This is a genomic window from Lysobacter capsici, from assembly GCF_014779555.2.
Lineage (GTDB): Bacteria > Pseudomonadota > Gammaproteobacteria > Xanthomonadales > Xanthomonadaceae > Lysobacter > Lysobacter capsici.
The window spans coordinates 3,591,095-3,605,899 of sequence record NZ_CP094357.1; the positions used below are offsets into that span (position 1 = coordinate 3,591,095).

The 14,805-nt window shown below is 58.7% G+C and carries 13 protein-coding genes; 7 read left to right on the forward strand and 6 right to left on the reverse strand.

Annotation, left to right across the window (positions count from 1 at the left end; all coding sequences use genetic code 11):
* Positions 1-272: 272 nt before the first annotated feature.
* Positions 273-1,130 carry an SMI1/KNR4 family protein gene (locus IEQ11_RS14470; protein WP_191820854.1) on the forward strand — a complete coding sequence of 286 codons (858 nt, stop codon included), beginning with the start codon at positions 273-275 and terminating at the stop codon, positions 1,128-1,130.
* Between the two features lie 94 nt (positions 1,131-1,224).
* Positions 1,225-1,731 (forward strand): hypothetical protein, encoded by a 507-nt coding sequence (locus IEQ11_RS14475; protein ID WP_191820853.1) that lies wholly within the window; start codon positions 1,225-1,227, stop codon positions 1,729-1,731.
* A gap of 129 nt (positions 1,732-1,860) precedes the next feature.
* Here the strand turns inward: IEQ11_RS14475 and IEQ11_RS14480 are convergent, their stop codons facing one another.
* Complete coding sequence (locus IEQ11_RS14480) at positions 1,861-3,831, reverse strand: TonB-dependent siderophore receptor (RefSeq protein ID WP_247024558.1); 1,971 nt, start codon at positions 3,829-3,831, stop codon at positions 1,861-1,863.
* Between the two features lie 370 nt (positions 3,832-4,201).
* Entirely contained in the window at positions 4,202-4,441 is a 240-nt protein-coding gene (locus IEQ11_RS14485; protein WP_191820851.1) for a hypothetical protein, read from the reverse strand.
* A gap of 761 nt (positions 4,442-5,202) precedes the next feature.
* Here IEQ11_RS14485 and IEQ11_RS14490 point away from each other — a divergent pair.
* From IEQ11_RS14490 to IEQ11_RS14510, 5 genes are all read left to right on the forward strand, one after another.
* A complete protein-coding gene (locus IEQ11_RS14490; protein ID WP_191820850.1) occupies positions 5,203-6,417 on the forward strand; it encodes a S1 family peptidase in 1,215 nt (404 codons plus the stop codon).
* 353 nt (positions 6,418-6,770) lie between these two features.
* Positions 6,771-7,316 carry a hypothetical protein gene (locus IEQ11_RS14495; RefSeq protein WP_191820849.1) on the forward strand — a complete coding sequence of 182 codons (546 nt, stop codon included), beginning with the start codon at positions 6,771-6,773 and terminating at the stop codon, positions 7,314-7,316.
* Positions 7,313-8,488 carry an XVIPCD domain-containing protein gene (locus IEQ11_RS14500; protein ID WP_191820848.1) on the forward strand — a complete coding sequence of 392 codons (1,176 nt, stop codon included), beginning with the start codon at positions 7,313-7,315 and terminating at the stop codon, positions 8,486-8,488. The genes IEQ11_RS14495 and IEQ11_RS14500 overlap by 4 nt, the downstream gene beginning before the upstream one ends.
* Positions 8,489-8,573: 85 nt before the next feature.
* A complete protein-coding gene (locus tag IEQ11_RS14505) occupies positions 8,574-9,275 on the forward strand; it encodes a hypothetical protein (protein ID WP_191820847.1) in 702 nt (233 codons plus the stop codon).
* A 176-nt stretch (positions 9,276-9,451) separates the two neighbouring features.
* On the forward strand, positions 9,452-9,865 hold the full coding sequence (locus IEQ11_RS14510; RefSeq protein ID WP_191820846.1) for a hypothetical protein: 414 nt from the start codon (positions 9,452-9,454) through the stop codon (positions 9,863-9,865).
* A 460-nt stretch (positions 9,866-10,325) separates the two neighbouring features.
* Here IEQ11_RS14510 and IEQ11_RS26015 read toward each other — a convergent pair whose 3' ends face one another.
* The 4 genes from IEQ11_RS26015 to IEQ11_RS14525 form a co-directional block, all read right to left on the reverse strand.
* Entirely contained in the window at positions 10,326-10,565 is a 240-nt protein-coding gene (locus IEQ11_RS26015; RefSeq protein ID WP_425494643.1) for an XAC0095 family protein, read from the reverse strand.
* Between the two features lie 106 nt (positions 10,566-10,671).
* Positions 10,672-11,475, reverse strand: a complete 804-nt coding sequence (locus IEQ11_RS14515; RefSeq protein ID WP_191820845.1) for a hypothetical protein — start codon at positions 11,473-11,475, stop codon at positions 10,672-10,674.
* Positions 11,475-13,025, reverse strand: coding sequence for a GmrSD restriction endonuclease domain-containing protein (locus IEQ11_RS14520; protein WP_191820844.1), 1,551 nt, complete (start codon positions 13,023-13,025; stop codon positions 11,475-11,477). The genes IEQ11_RS14515 and IEQ11_RS14520 overlap by 1 nt, the downstream gene beginning before the upstream one ends.
* Before the next feature lie 336 nt (positions 13,026-13,361).
* Entirely contained in the window at positions 13,362-14,801 is a 1,440-nt protein-coding gene (locus tag IEQ11_RS14525) for a tetratricopeptide repeat protein (protein WP_191820843.1), read from the reverse strand.
* Positions 14,802-14,805 lie beyond the last annotated feature (4 nt).

Consider the following 14,805-nt stretch of genomic DNA (forward strand, 5'->3'; position numbering starts at 1 on the left):
TAACAGTAACTAGCCGGCATGCCTAAACTGCGGCTGCAGCCGACGTTTCCGCAATGACCGCGATCCTGCCGGCGCCCTGTCGATGCATGCGGCAGACAACATCGTCATCCATCGGTGCCGGATGCACGGATGACCCGGTACGCTGCTGACGGGAAACGAAAACCCCACCGAATGACGCGTCCTCGGTATCGCGAGGCGGCGGTGCCAGTCGACGACCGGCAATATGAAAGAATCGTGGATCACACTGCGGCGTCATGACCAAGAGTAGCCACGTGAGTAACAACCCCGACACCAACTCATCCATCTGGAACGTTCCGGTCTTCCTGCCGTCACTTCAGCCCGACCTCACCGACGATGCGATCGCCGACGTCGAGAGCCGACTCGACATCGTATTGCCCGCGGCCCTGATCGCGGTGCTGCGAGAACAGAACGGCGGCTATCTGCGGCGCACGCTCGCCGACAGCGGCAACCGGATGATCTGGGGCATCGGCCCGCGCGCGCCGAGCATCGGCGACAACTACTGGTGGTCGCTGCTCGACGAACCCGAGGCCTGGTATCCCGCCGATGGCTGGCTTCCGGAACAACCGCGTCGGCTGGTTCCGTTCGACAGCGATGGGCACTGGTACCTCTGCCTCGATTATCGCAACGACGGCGAGCCCTGCATCACCTGGTTCGATCTCGACGAACAGGCGGAGCAATCGGTGGCCGCGAATATGACCGCGTTTCTGGCCATGCTGCGGGCACACGACAAGACGAAACTGGGTCTGGTCACGGATCTGTCGCTGGACGATTGCGCAAGCCGCCTGAGCGATATGTTCGGCCGGCCATCAGAACCCCGCGAGCCCGACGATCTCTATGGGTATGCGTTCTTTCGCTGGTTTATCGAGGACGGCTGGATTCAGCTGGAACCCAATCGGTTCGCACGCGGCTTCGTTTCCAGACAGGACGAAGCGACCTATCAGGAGCTCAAGGATCGACTTCCCGGCACCGCCCTGCGTTTCCCCGAGCATCCGGACGCCGCCTTGATCGTCCATTGCGGCAACGAACGCACGGCCGTGTCGACCGAAGCGGCGCTGGTTCGCGCGGGATTCGACGTTCGCCGTTTGCAGACGCCCAAGACGCAGGGATAAGAGCGCGCATCCGCTCGACCGGAATGCGCGAATGGCATTCGCCAGTCGCCCGCCCCGCTGCCCGTTCCTCTATCCACCGCGCATAATCGCCGCCATGCCCAGCAACGTCATCGAAGAATCCCGACGGCTACCCGCGCTCAGCCAGCTCGGCGTGTCGCCCGCATTGCTGCAGATGGCCTCCGGCCAACTGCCCCATCCCGCGCTCGTAAGCTGTTCTTCCGGAGCGCCCTATTACCTCTACCACGGCGCGGAGGCCCCCGACGGCCCGCAAGTGCTTCCCTTGTGGGACATCGCCGATCAGGTGATCGCGATCCGCGCGCGGGCAAGCGGCCTGGAATATATCTGCTTCAGCATCGAAGCTCCGGACGAGGTCGAGCAGCTGGCCAGCACAGAGCAAGGATTCTGGGCGACCCAGTTCGATTTCATGTACGAACTGGACATGGAGATCGAAACGCTTCACGCCGTTGCCCAGGCGGTCGGTTATCGATTCCTGCAGATGCAGCTCGACAGCCGGGAGGCCGTGGAATCGCAGCTCAGGTCCTCGTCCCGCCACAGCGCGTGGTTGTCCGGGCTGGTCGCGTCCATCGATGCAACGCGGTAGAACGCACCCTCAAACTCGACCAATGTCGCAAATAAGCGCACACGCGTTTCGCCGATCGCGGCGCCAGCATCCGCGCATCAACGAAAGCAGCCGGCCTACCCAAAGACCGGCAGCTGTCGCCCGCTCAACTCAGAACTGATACTTGACCGTAGCCAACAGCTCACGCTCGCTGCCCGGGTAGTAACCGCCGTAAGCGCGCGAGGAGGCGTACTTGCGCTGGGCCAGATTGTTGACGTTTAGAGCGAAACGCCACGACCCGAATCGGTAATGCGCGCTGGCATCGAGCAAGGCGACGCCGCCCTGCGCGCTGGTGTTGGCCTCGTCGTTCCAGCGGCGACCGATGTAGCGCACGCCGCCGCCGAGGCCGAAGCCGTTGTCCATCGTGTAGTCCAGCCACACCGCGGCATTTTGCTTGGGCACCTGGATCGGGGTTTTGTCCAGTTCGACCGTGTTGGCGCTGTCGGTCACTTTCATATCCAGCCAGGTGTACGACGCGGTCAGGTCCAGCCCCTGCGCCAGTTCGGCCTTGGCCTCCAGTTCGACGCCGCGCGAACGGATGCGGCCGATCTGGCGGCCCTCGAAGGTCTGTTGATCGTAGGTGACGACATTCGACTTGCGCAGGTCGAACACGGCCGCGGTAACCAGCATGCGCGCGCCGTCCGGCTGAAACTTCACGCCCGCCTCCACCTGCTTGCCGCGGCTGGGCTGGAACGGCCGCGCATTGGCGTCGGCACCGGTGGTGGGCAGGAACGATTCGCCATAGCTCAGGTACGGCGCCCAACCGTTGCCGACCAGATAGGTCAGGCCGGCGCGCGCGCTGAACTGATCGTCGGTCTGGGTGGTGCGCGTGGCGCTGAGCTGATCGCGGGTGACCGTCTCGACGCGATCCTGCCGCCCGCTGAGCGTGACCACCCAACGATCGGCGATCTTGATCTGATCCTGCGCGTACACGCCGGTCTGCCGGGTGGTCTGCTTGTAGTAGGTGCCGAGCAACGACGGCTCGGCGATGGGCTGGCCATACACCGGCGCCAGCAGATCGATGTCCGGCGCCGGGCCGGAATAGGATTTGGTCTGATAGCCGATGCGGGTCCAATCGATACCGAACAACAAGGTGTGCTCGGCGCCGCCGGTGCTCACGCGGCCTTGCAGATTGGTATCGACCGTGACCTGGTGGACGCGGTCGGCATCGTAGCGCGCGGTGCGCGTACGGCTGAGGCCGTTGCCCGACAAGCGCGACAGCATATGATGCTTGTCGGTATCGAAGGCGTTGTAACGCAGGTTCTGATGCACGGACCACGCATCGCCGATGCGGTGTTCGAACAGATAACCCAGCGCGTGCTGCTCCTGTTCGATCCAGCTGTAGCGCGGCTCGCCTTCCTTGACCTTGGTCGGCCTGCCGTTGGCATCGACCACGTAACCGGTGTCGTCGCCGGCCTTGCTCTTGAAGTACTCGCCCAGCAACGTGAACGAGGTGGCGTCCGATGGCTGCCAGCGCAGCGAAGGCGCCAGATAGTGGCGCGTGATATCGACTTCGGCGCCGTTGGGATAACGCTCCTGCGTATGCGTGTCCAAGGTGGTGCCGACCACGCGATAGCTCAGCGTATCGCTCAACGCGCCGCCCACGTCCGCGGCCAGGCGCTTGCGCTCGAAACTGCCGAGCTGCAACTCGATCTCTTGCGCAGCGGCGGGATTAGGCGTCTTGCTGACCCGGTTGACGACGCCGCCGGCGTCGCTCTGGCCGAACGTGACCGATGCCGGGCCGCGCAGCAATTCGACCCGTTCCAGACCATAGGAATCGGTCAGCGAATACGCAGGCATCAACAGGCCATCGCGGAACATCGCATTGGTGGCGTCGAAACCGCGGATCAGCAGCCAGTCGATGCCGCGCGCGTCGTAGCCCCAGTTGCCGACCGCGACACCCGGCGCGTAGCGCACCGCTTCCATGATGGTCTGCACGCCGCGCGCATCGAGTTCCTCGCGACCGATCACTGAAATAGATTGCGGCGTTTCCAGCAAGGGCGTGTCGGTCTTGGTGCCGGTCGCGCTGCGGCGCGCCACATAGCCGGGCACCGGCCCGTTGGCGGTTTCGTCGATGGACACGCCATGCACCTGCACCGCCGGCAACGTGCTGCGCGCCTCGCCCGGCGAGGCCGTTGCCTCAGCCGATGCGGCCTCCTGGGCAATGGCAGGAGCGCTGGAAAGCGTAAATGCCGCCGCGATGGCAGCCGCAAGCGTGGCCGTCGGCAAAGCGCCGGGCCGGGAAGGTGAAGGCATGTGGGGGCGTTCCAAACCGAGAAGTCGCGCCCATAATAGTGAGAACCATTCTCATTTCAACCCGGTCCGCCATTGGAGCGACTCGCGGCAGCGAAGAACGCTTACGCGAATCGGGCGGACGAATGGATTGCGCCGACTGTGCGGGACCTTCTATCCCGCCACCACTGACACGGCATGTCCCCCCGCGCGCAGCCGCTTAGTCCTCCTTCGGCGCATCCTCGCCAGGCAACGGCTGATGGCCCTCGCCTTCCGGCAGATCCGCGTTCTGGACATGCTTGCGTTTGCTGCGCCCGTCATCGGCGGGCGGATTCTCGCCCGGCAGCGGTTGATGGCCCTGGCCGTCCGGCGGTCGCGCCTGATCGTCCGGCTTGCCGTGCTGCGCGGCTTGTTTGGCGTCGTGATCGGGCCGGTTCCGGCCCGCGGTGTCGTTGCCCATCTCAGTCGCCCTCGTTGGACGCCGGCCCGACCATCGGTATCGGCGATAGCCCACGCTGGGCGCCGGACGGTTAACGGCGAGTCGTGTACGCACGCCGCCATCGTCACGTGCGCCGAACATCGACGTATTCATCGACGCGTTTCGCGATGCCGGTGTCTTCGGTCATCGGTGAAAGCCGTTTCGCCTCGGGCGCTGTCGTGCTCGCCGAAAGTCGATGCGTATGCCATCTGCGCACCATGCTTCGCGCGCGAAGACCGTGACGAATGCGAGCGTGCCGCGAACACATGCGACCGCGCGATTCGCCGAAGCGAGCCGCATCGACAACGCGCTGCGCCGCTGATCGCGCAGCGTCGCCACACGGAATCGCAAAACAGCCGGTGGCGGAAAACACACCGAACGCGGGTCGCATAAGCGCGCCGCGAAGCAGCACTACACGCAGCACGCAGCGCCGCGATCCACTCGACCCGGCCGATGCCCGCCCCCCCCACCAACCTTGCCGCCCACCATTCACGCCTCGCGCAATCGCAATGGCTTCACGCCCCCAAAGCCATTCATGTACCCAAACGCACGCCACTCACGAAACGCAGCTCACATCACGATAAAAAGAGCATGAAGTCGCACTTCACAGGTAGGGACACGCCGATTGGTGCCCGTTGTAACCATTAGGTCCGCCCAAGCGCCGCCCCTACGCCGATCCACCGGCGCCGGCGTTGGACGTGCCGCACAGCAGTTCGCGTCCCTCTCGCCCAAGGAGTTTTGGAATGCGTAAGTTCAGTTTGTCGATCCTCACCGCCACCGTCGCCATGACCGTCTCCGGCGCGGCCCTCGCCGCCGACGACCTCGCGCCCGGCCTGAAGGCGGCCATGCAGCGCGACCTCGGCCTGTCCGGCGCCCAAGTCACCGAATACCTCAAGGCCGAGCGCTTCGCCGCCCAGCAAGAAAAAGCATTGGAGAAGCAGCTCGGCCGCAACTTCGCCGGCACCTGGCTGGAGCGCAAGGCCGACGGTTCGTTCGGCGTCGTCGCCGCGACCACCTCGATCAAGGCGGCCAAGGCCGCGGCCGGCGTCGAGACCCGCCAGGCCCGCCACAGCCTGAGCGCGCTCAACGCCGCCAAGGGCCAGCTCGACAGCCAACTGGCGCGCAACGGCAAGGCGCCGAAGGGCGTGTACAGCTGGGCCGTGGACCTGCCGAGCAACAGCGTGATCATCGGCGTGGCGCCGGGCGCCGAAGAGGCCGCCGTCGATTTCGTCGCGCGCAGCGGCCTGGACACCACCTCGGTGCGTTTCGAAACCATGGCCGAAGCCCCGCAGCGCCGCATCGCCATCCAGGGCGGCCGCGGCTACCTGCGCCAGCCGGGCGACGGCTACCTGTACGCCTGCTCGGTCGGTTTCCCGGTGACCAAGGGCACCACGCCGGGCTTCGCCACCGCCGGCCACTGCGGCAACGCCGGCGAAGTCGTCTACAACGAAGACTCGCAGTGGGTGCCGGGCGTGCGCCTGGGCTCGTTCGCCGCGTCGAGCATGCCCTCCGGCAACGGCACCGGCCCCGACCGCGGCTGGGTGCAGGTCGACAGCACCCACACCCTGTCGGCCAGCGTCTACGGCTACGGCAGCGGCGACGTCACCGTGCGCGGCAGCACCGAAGGCGCCGTCGGCGCCGCGCTGTGCCGCTCGGGCCGCACCAGCGGCTGGCGCTGCGGCGCGATCCGCAGCAAGAACATGACCGTGTCCTACGTCGACGACGCCGGCAACCCGGACGGCACCGTGACCGGCCTGACCCAGACCACCGCGTGCGCGGAAGGCGGCGATTCGGGCGGCTCGTTCATCACCACCGCGGGCCAAGCGCAGGGCGTGCTGTCCGGCGGCAGCGGCAGCTGCAAGGGCAAGCAGGGACGCACCGGCGGCGGCAACAGCTACTACACGCCGATCAATTCGATCCTGAGTGCTTATGCGTTGACGTTGCGGACCAGTCCGTAATTCGAAGCGGTTGGAGTTTGAGTTGAAGCGCCCCGGGATTCCGGGGCGCTTTTTATTTGCGCGGATGCTTTTCGCCAAGATCACCGTTGGTATCGATCGGGACCAATGCGTGGCCTCCTACCGCGCGATCTTCCGCATCAAATGTGCCGCAATGGATAGCGAGCGCAACTCCTGTTTGCCCTTGCGGTTAATACGCAAATCGGGAACTCTTCGGACATCCGCTCAGCCCCTCAGCAAGAGATCGCTGCATGGCATTGCTCCCGGCCAAACTGCATTCGCATTACCTCCACACCGGCCGCGCTTTATGCTGACGTTCGCTTGTATTCGCCAGCACCCTTAAAAGGACGCCAGGCATGTCTCACCTGCAAAAGATGGTTCCGCTGCTGGCGCTCTCCTTGATGTTGCAAGCCTGCGGAACGACCAGGCCTGGCAAGCAGTCTCCGCAAGAAGAGGCGATAGCGCCACCCGCAGCTAAGACGGGGTCGATCACCGTTGAAAATCTATTGCGATGGCCGCTTGAAGGGACCGGCGGAACGGAAAAAATCCTTGCCGCGCTGGACCAAGTGTTCGAGATGAAACCCTTGCGCGCATCGCAGTCATCCGGACAAGGCCCTGTGCGGCTCGCCGACGGTCACGTGCTCAGCTTCGCTTACGTGCGAAAGCTATCCGGCGACATCGATATCGGCATCGACCAAAACGCCTGCGTGTCGCCCGACTGGGCCGTCAAGGTGACTGGCGCGGTATTGAATCCGGTGTATCAGGATGCCCATGGCGTCGATCGCGGCAAACAGTACGACGCTACCGGCAATGGAATGGCGTTGCGTATCAATACGACGCCTGAAACCTACCGCTGCGTGACCGCACTGCATATCTACCCATCGCCGAAGGAACGGCCGTGAACGCAACGCTTGACCGCGACAACGCTCATCTCAAGAAGAGCGCTCAATTCGAGTCCATGCCCGAACACGTTCAACGCTGGGTTCTGGCGTCGCCACATGCCACAGAAGCGTTCTCGGAATTTTTCGACAAGGGTGGGCGGTTCGCTCCCAATCCAGACAATGGACTTCCCTACTACACCCCGACGAACCCACCCACCATCGCGGTCGATCAGGCCCAATGGACGCAACTGCAAGCACCCGATGCAGCCGAGTATCCGCAACGCCATCTGTTCGGCACATTAGCTCACGAGATAGGCCACGACCGCTTCAACACCGGCAACATCCTGTTCAAAGGCGGCTCCGCCGACGACTACGTGCAGTACCGGGCCGGCCTGGAAGCGCAAGCGATTTTCACCGCCTTCCCGATCTTCAAGGACCTGGAGAAAGATCCCGCCTTCGCCAAGGAGTTCCCATTCGGCTCAATCGGCTACCTCAACGGGCTGGAACTGGGCACGCTGTACAAGTCCTGGCGCAGCGGCGAGCTGGACGACAAAACCGTCGTCGACCGGATCGCGGCCAAGGTCCCCGCCTCCACGTACACACTCGGCAACCCACCCGCGGATTTGAACCAGGACGGCGCCATCACCCATCGGGATGCCTATCTGCGCGACTACCAGCGCATGATCGACCAGCGTCCGGAAATGGCAAAACCGCCTCAGGCCCAGTCCCAGATTTCCGTGGCGGCGCCCACCCACCTCAATGAGCACGATCAGAGGATGCTGGACCAGATCCGCAGCGGCGCGCTCACCGCCCTGCAAGGAACCGGGCGGACCCTCGACGGCGAAACACTTGAACGCCTGAGCCATTGCCTTCTTGCCGAATGCAAGGACGGCCGAGACAGACATCCCGGAGCGCACGACTATTCGTATTCAAGCAATGCCTTGAACCGAGTCGACCACGTAGTCACGAGTAAAGACGGCCACAACCTGTTCGCGGTCGAAGGCCGATTGGGTGATCCGGCCGCAAAGTTCGCCGTGGTGTCGGTCGACAAAGCGATCCAGACGCCCATTGAACTGTCAGATCAAAAACTCCTTGCCGCGAATCAAAGCATCGCTCAAGAACGCGCATCGATACAGCAACAAGGCTTAGGACTGGACCAGGGTGATCCAAGTCGAGGCGGGCCGATGCGATAGCGATCCAGGTTGCATCCCTCGCACCCAGCTCGATTGTCGCCTGCACTACGAACTGCGACACGACAGGCTAGAACGCACCGATGACATGAACTTAAAGAATTTCACCGCAATCATTGTCACAGCACTGGGTTTGACCGCGTGCCAGCAAGGGAACGCTACGGCAGATCGCTTAGATGGCGGCAATCCCATCAGCGTCGCGAAGCAGGCCGCGCCATCCGAAGCGAGCGACTTGCAGACCCTCGCCACCGTGTTCGCAAGCGACAAAGGCCGAGACTGGACTGCGTACCGCTCGCTGCCCAGAATCGACTGGGCCGATGCCACTCACACGCAGCGCCAAGCCGGCCGTTATTCGCAGCGCGCAACTATCCTGTTGCGGGGGTTCTCCGTTCGGGAGATACCCAATGGAAGACCTGGGTCGGACTACAAAGTCGTCGAACGCAACGAGGGCGAATCCACGCTCTCCATTGATGGGTCTGAGTCGGAGGTGGAATCCATTTCCATCAGCAAGCCCTTCTACTCCGACGACTACTTGAACATCCTCAAGACGCAGTTCGGCGCTTCAGCCGCGGTCTCCCTGGTTGCCGACCAATGCGCCCCTGGCGAATACGAAGAAGGTGCGGGAAGCGGCGCCTTCTTCGCAATTTCTCTCGGCGACGGCAACAAGCTCTATGTCGAGGCCAGCCAGCAGGATGGTGGCAAATACACTGCAGGCTTTACCGTGTTCAAACTGACACGAGCCCCGCCATCCCAGGCCATAGCCCAATTGAACTGCAAGCAAGGCAGATAGCGACGTGGAACGGGGGATCACCATGTATTTCAACGAAACCACCACGTCGGCACTGTGTGGATCTACAAAGTCCGGTCCCCGAAGCCTGCCTAAACCGACACCCAGGTATCCGACGCGTACGCGATCGGCCAGTCTCGCATTGCTATGCTTCGCCTGCCCTTCTACATAACACAGCCATGGATGCCGAGTCGTTCCGCAGCACATTCGAAAACTTTCTAGGCACAGAGCGCTTCGTCAAATTCGTCCGCCAAGGCGCGGTGCCGCGCCTGCTGTACTGGCAGGAGCGCGAGTGGGATCGCTTCATCGAGAAACACCCGGAGTTTGCCTCCGCGTTACCCCAGTTGGAGGTGCTGCTGCGCTTCTGTTTTCTGCACCGACAAGAGTTGGTACAGGACCGCATCGAAGTGTTTCACGGCACCGTCCGATATGACGATGCATACATGGCCGAGCATAAACGTCTGTTTCCCTACGCAAACGCCGCGCCTTACATCACTCACGGCCGCAACTATCCAGACGACACCATCGAAGTATGGCATTGCCCGCGCTGCCGGCAGCTCGCGGCTCGCTATACGTTCGGAAGGGAAGATTAAGTTCCTGCTGACGACACGTACGATATCGGCCCTGCAGGCTCTTTTAATCCGCTGCCGAAAAATTCGCCATCTGGTCCGCATGCGCTTCCACGAACGCTGGGCGACTCGTGCCGCGGGCTATGTAGTCGCGGCAAGCCGAGGCTCAATCAGTCGTTCGACCAGAGACAGCATCTCGCAGATGAGGGGGCGGCGACGAAGGACATCCGCGCCAGCCCACGCGCGCTGCACCAACACTGCCTCCACGGGCTCCAGCGGCTTATTGACGGTAGAACAGGGGGCAGAGTGCAATTTTTTCAGCAGCTAAATTGCACTCTGACCCCTGTTTTCGATCAACTCGGGCATGCGGCGTCTCCCGGTGTGGAGCGCCGTAATGTGCCGGCGCTGAAAATTGTGCCAACGGTAACGGTTGTGATTCGCGCGCTGTTAGCGCTAATGCATTTTGGGACCGAGTGCACCGATGCTAGGACTCCAACGGCGTCACCGCCTGGGCGACGCAGTCGATCTCGTCGGCTAAGCGGTCGAAGCAGTGAGCCAGGGCGTCGGCGGAGAGGTAGACGACGTCGAGGCTGTTCCCGCCTTGGGGTTCGGTGAGTTGAGCTAGGAGGCGGAGTTGGTCGCGGATTTGGGTTAGAGCTAGGTGGGCCGCGGCGGGGAGCCGAAAAGTCTGAATTAGCGCTGGCATACGGCGTCTATCATTCATAAATGATCCTATGAGTCACGGTGCGCCTAATGCTAACCGTAGCTCGAGAGCATTCAAAATTCGAATAAACCGGAACCTTTCACACCCACCCGCACACCTCACGGCATCAATTAAGCCGGTGATCCCAGGATCCAGATTTAATCTTAAAATCGATTCCAACCGTGGCCCCCAACGGCCAGCCACTCTCATCTCGCCAAGTATCATCACGGACGGAATTAAGCAATTGGACATCTCGCTGCCCCGCCCTGCAAGACAACTCATAAACAACTTCTGTTTTCCAATTGACCCCCTCGAGACTGCGATAAGAAGTTATTATTTGCACATCAACTGACCGCCTCGCTGTCAACTCACTTAAAAAATAATCCAGATCCGCATCACGCAACTTCAATTCAATCGGCATTTCTTGAACACCGCCCTGCAATAAAGGCTCATCGATAGAAAGCGTGCAATATACTGCCCGCGTCCGAATTTTTATTTTTGCCAAAACATTGAGAGCGGCATCTGTAGTTTGATTTTGTAACCCTAGACTAAATTTTATAGACATGGGATTTCCTTCAACATGCACATCAGGGCGGAAAGCTTCAACCCCCCCTTCTCTAGATAGCGACCCAAGCACTAATGGCTTCCTGGACTCTCGCCTAGAGCGCGACTCCACCCACAACGTGAGCGCAATTGCGCCCAGCGCCAAGCCAGAAAAAAGTGCGTTAATAGCACCGAACATATCTCCGACAGCGCCGAACGCCGATAGATCAGCGCATTTGTTTGCATCGCGCGTTGCGGCAACACAATCGGAAACTCCAGAACTCAAATAGGATGCAATGTGCGGAATAAGCAGCAGTGAGCCAAGCCATATACCAAAAACTGCAGCCACCGCAGTAAGCACCAAGAAAAATCGCAAAAGGCCACTCATTAGACTCCTCCTGGAATCACACGCCCGAACATCTCCGCATACTTATCCGGCCCTCGCTCAAGGGAAGGCAAATCGATAAACTGGGTCTCATAGCGATCTTGCAATGCTTCTTGGCTAATCCCGTACGCCATGGGGCTATGCTGAACCTTGGTGAGAGTACGATCGGACTCTCCAGACAGGACGATTAACTTATTGAAGCTGTCATGCACTCCGACTTTGACAAGTCGATTTCCCTCGATAATTCGAAAAGCAACCGAAGTTGCTTCATGAAGGGGGCGACCTGAAATAGGATCTATCGCGCCAGCACTAGCTAAAAGGCAAGCAAACGCTTTCATTGCCAAGCCGTTGCGCTTGGCCGGCTGTTCATAAATCGAGAAATCAGCTGCATATCTTTCTCTAGCTAAATCGCTTCCACGGCCTTGGAAAATTTGATCCGCGTCAGAGACTACTTTAGTATTTGCAGCCTGTGAATAAGTCTGAGTAAATGCACTTCCCCAGAACCATCCTTTAAGCGCGTACTCATCCATGCCGTAGCGATCGCTAGCATGGAGCCATGCCGCCACCCCAAGGATCATTGCTGCGGATGGAATCACATCTGCGCAAAAAACCCCTAATTCTCTCTTCGCATATTTTAGCGCAGCTTCGTAGAGATTAACTGCAGGCCCCCACGCGTCGCGAATCCGCTGTTTATCGAGCTGTAACAAGTCCCCTTGGCGTACGCCTCTTGACTCATTGCGCCCCGCTTCGCCGCGAATGAGTAATGCCACCAACTTAAGTACCTCCAAAGGATCCACACCGAACAGGCTAATAAGATCACAGCGATCTTGAGCGGCTTCCCATTCATCACGGAGATGAAAGCCAGTGGGATACATGATCGCAACAATCAAATCAAACGCATTAAGCTTTACTCCTGTTCGATTCAAAGTCTCAAAAATCCTGGCCAAGGCCTCCAACTGGATCTTCTGATCCAACTGAATACCCATAACCTTATAAACTTTTGCCTGGAGCCCAGCAAGCGAAGTTTCTCGCTGTTTCACATACAATCGTTGCAAGCGAGGATCTTCAATCTGCTCAAGCCAAGAGTAAAAATTATCAAGCTCCCAGACATCCGAAATAAGGGCGATCCGAGCATCTGCGCGAGAAACAACCGATCCAAACTGCTTCTGAAAAGATTGTCGCCTATCCCACTTTATGTAATCTTCGCCATATTGCGTAAGAATATTAAAATCAACATAGTAGCAAAAATCGGAAACATCATTGACGGCATGAAAAAGAGACGTGAGCCGTTGCTGGCCATCTAGGACATACAGATCTAACTCGCTATCTCCAACTGGAGGCGCACTCTCGATGGCTCGTACACCAAAAGGCTGAGGCCCACTTAATAGCAGAAGCGAGCCGATCGGCCATTGTTTTGCGACGCTATCAAGTAGCTCTACGACGCGAGAGGGGTTCCAAACGAAATCGCGCTGAAAATCCGGAAGCGCCAAGCGCCCGGTACGAATCCACTGAATTAATTTATCTACAGAATACTGTACCGACTGGAACTCCATCTCTCCCCCAATAGTTCTGCTTAAGTGAAAAATTCACTCATAGCAAAAAGCAATAGCAACAAACTCCTATTAAAACTGATCCAACAGAATTCAACGATAAACGTTAAAAACGGCTATTCCACAATCTCATATTCAGACATTTCCTTTGCCGCAGACGGAAAGTCCACCGATCTCACCACCGACAAAATGACTGATCCTTGCCTGATCAAGAGTCTTATCCACTCCGCCGCAGTTTAAGACAGCAGCAGGATCACAACTTTACCACCCAGAGACCTCAATCTGATCTCTATTTTCTGCACACCCATAATCTCAAACAATCATAATGCTGCGAAAATTCTATTGAAGATCTCTGAGTTGCTCAATTCGTTGCTGCAACTCTTTGCTCGAAGCATTTAGCACGTCGAATTCAAAAATTGAGGCCATAGTTTTATCGGCTCGCATTCCACCGAATTTCAAACCCGCCTTATTAACAAGTGCCACGGCTTGCTCCATGTTCCCGAGTCTAGCTTCCTCAGCACTTTGGAAAAAAGTTGAAACCAATGCCGCAGTACGATCCTTCCTTTTCTCAATCATGTCACTAGATTTTGCGTAACTAGCTCTACCATCTTCAATCAATCCTTGCCTATACAACAACAACCCGTTAGTAGCCAGCCAGACTACGTAGTTTGCCGCATCCTCATTAGGCATTCCCAACCGAGTAAATTCTTCCAATGCGTCGCCGACCTTACCTAGCGACGCCAAAGCAACCACCTTATTATTCTTCAAACCCCAAGATTCAGGATTGGAAATCAACCCAAAATTAGCAATATCTAAACACATATGGAAGTCGCGAAGATATGTTGCTGCAATGAAGGAACCATGAATCGCGGGCTCGACCGAGAATGGCTCGTAGCTCAACCACTCAATCGCATATTTTGCTGACTCAGCCCAAGCCCCCTTGTAGTACGCTTCCCATGAGCGAGCCTCAAACGCCAAGCTTGCTGATGCGACCACATCCTTTTGCACAATATCCGCATGCAGTTTCGAAGCGAGCCAAACCCCTTGCGCAAGAGCATTTTCCGTCGGTAGAAAGCTAGCCTCGCGAGCAATTACCTTTGCTTTTTTATTTCTTCCCAGAAGCATTTCTTGGGTAGCGAGCGCCATGCCCAACTCGGATGACTGGAGTCTATTCGTCAATTGCTCATACAGCCGACGAGCAACAGTAAGCTGACCGCTTTCTTCCCCCGACGCCTGCGCTACTGCTACATGAGCGGCCAACAGCCAGGGATCCTTACTGAAACCCTGAGCTCGGCGCAGTACTTTCGAAGCTGATTCAGGGTCACTTTGGTGCATATAGAATCGCGACGCGCTCCTTGCAATAACTCGATGAGATGAGCTGACTCTAAGAGCAACTAGCATGGCGCGCTCTGCCTTCCGTTGCTCCCCTAAAAGGTTATACATATAAGACAGATCATGCCAAGCAAAGGCATTCCCTGGAAACTCGACAACCCGCTTTCGCAGTCTAGAGACATAGCGACTGACGGCCTCCTTCTCAACTTTGACGCTCAAATCAAATTTAGCATTAGAAACAACTTCCGCGTCATCGTGGAGTACATTAAGAGCTAAGCGCTGCAATCCTTTCGGAATCCTGTCACCCAGATCAAGAATTTCCCTTGAAAGATATGGCAAGTCATCTTTCTTGTCTTCTACCAAGGCAGTCGAAAAAAGATCAGCAAGATATCCGGCCGATCGATTATTTAGCCAATCCGCGCGTGCTTGTTCATACCAACCACTCAACGGT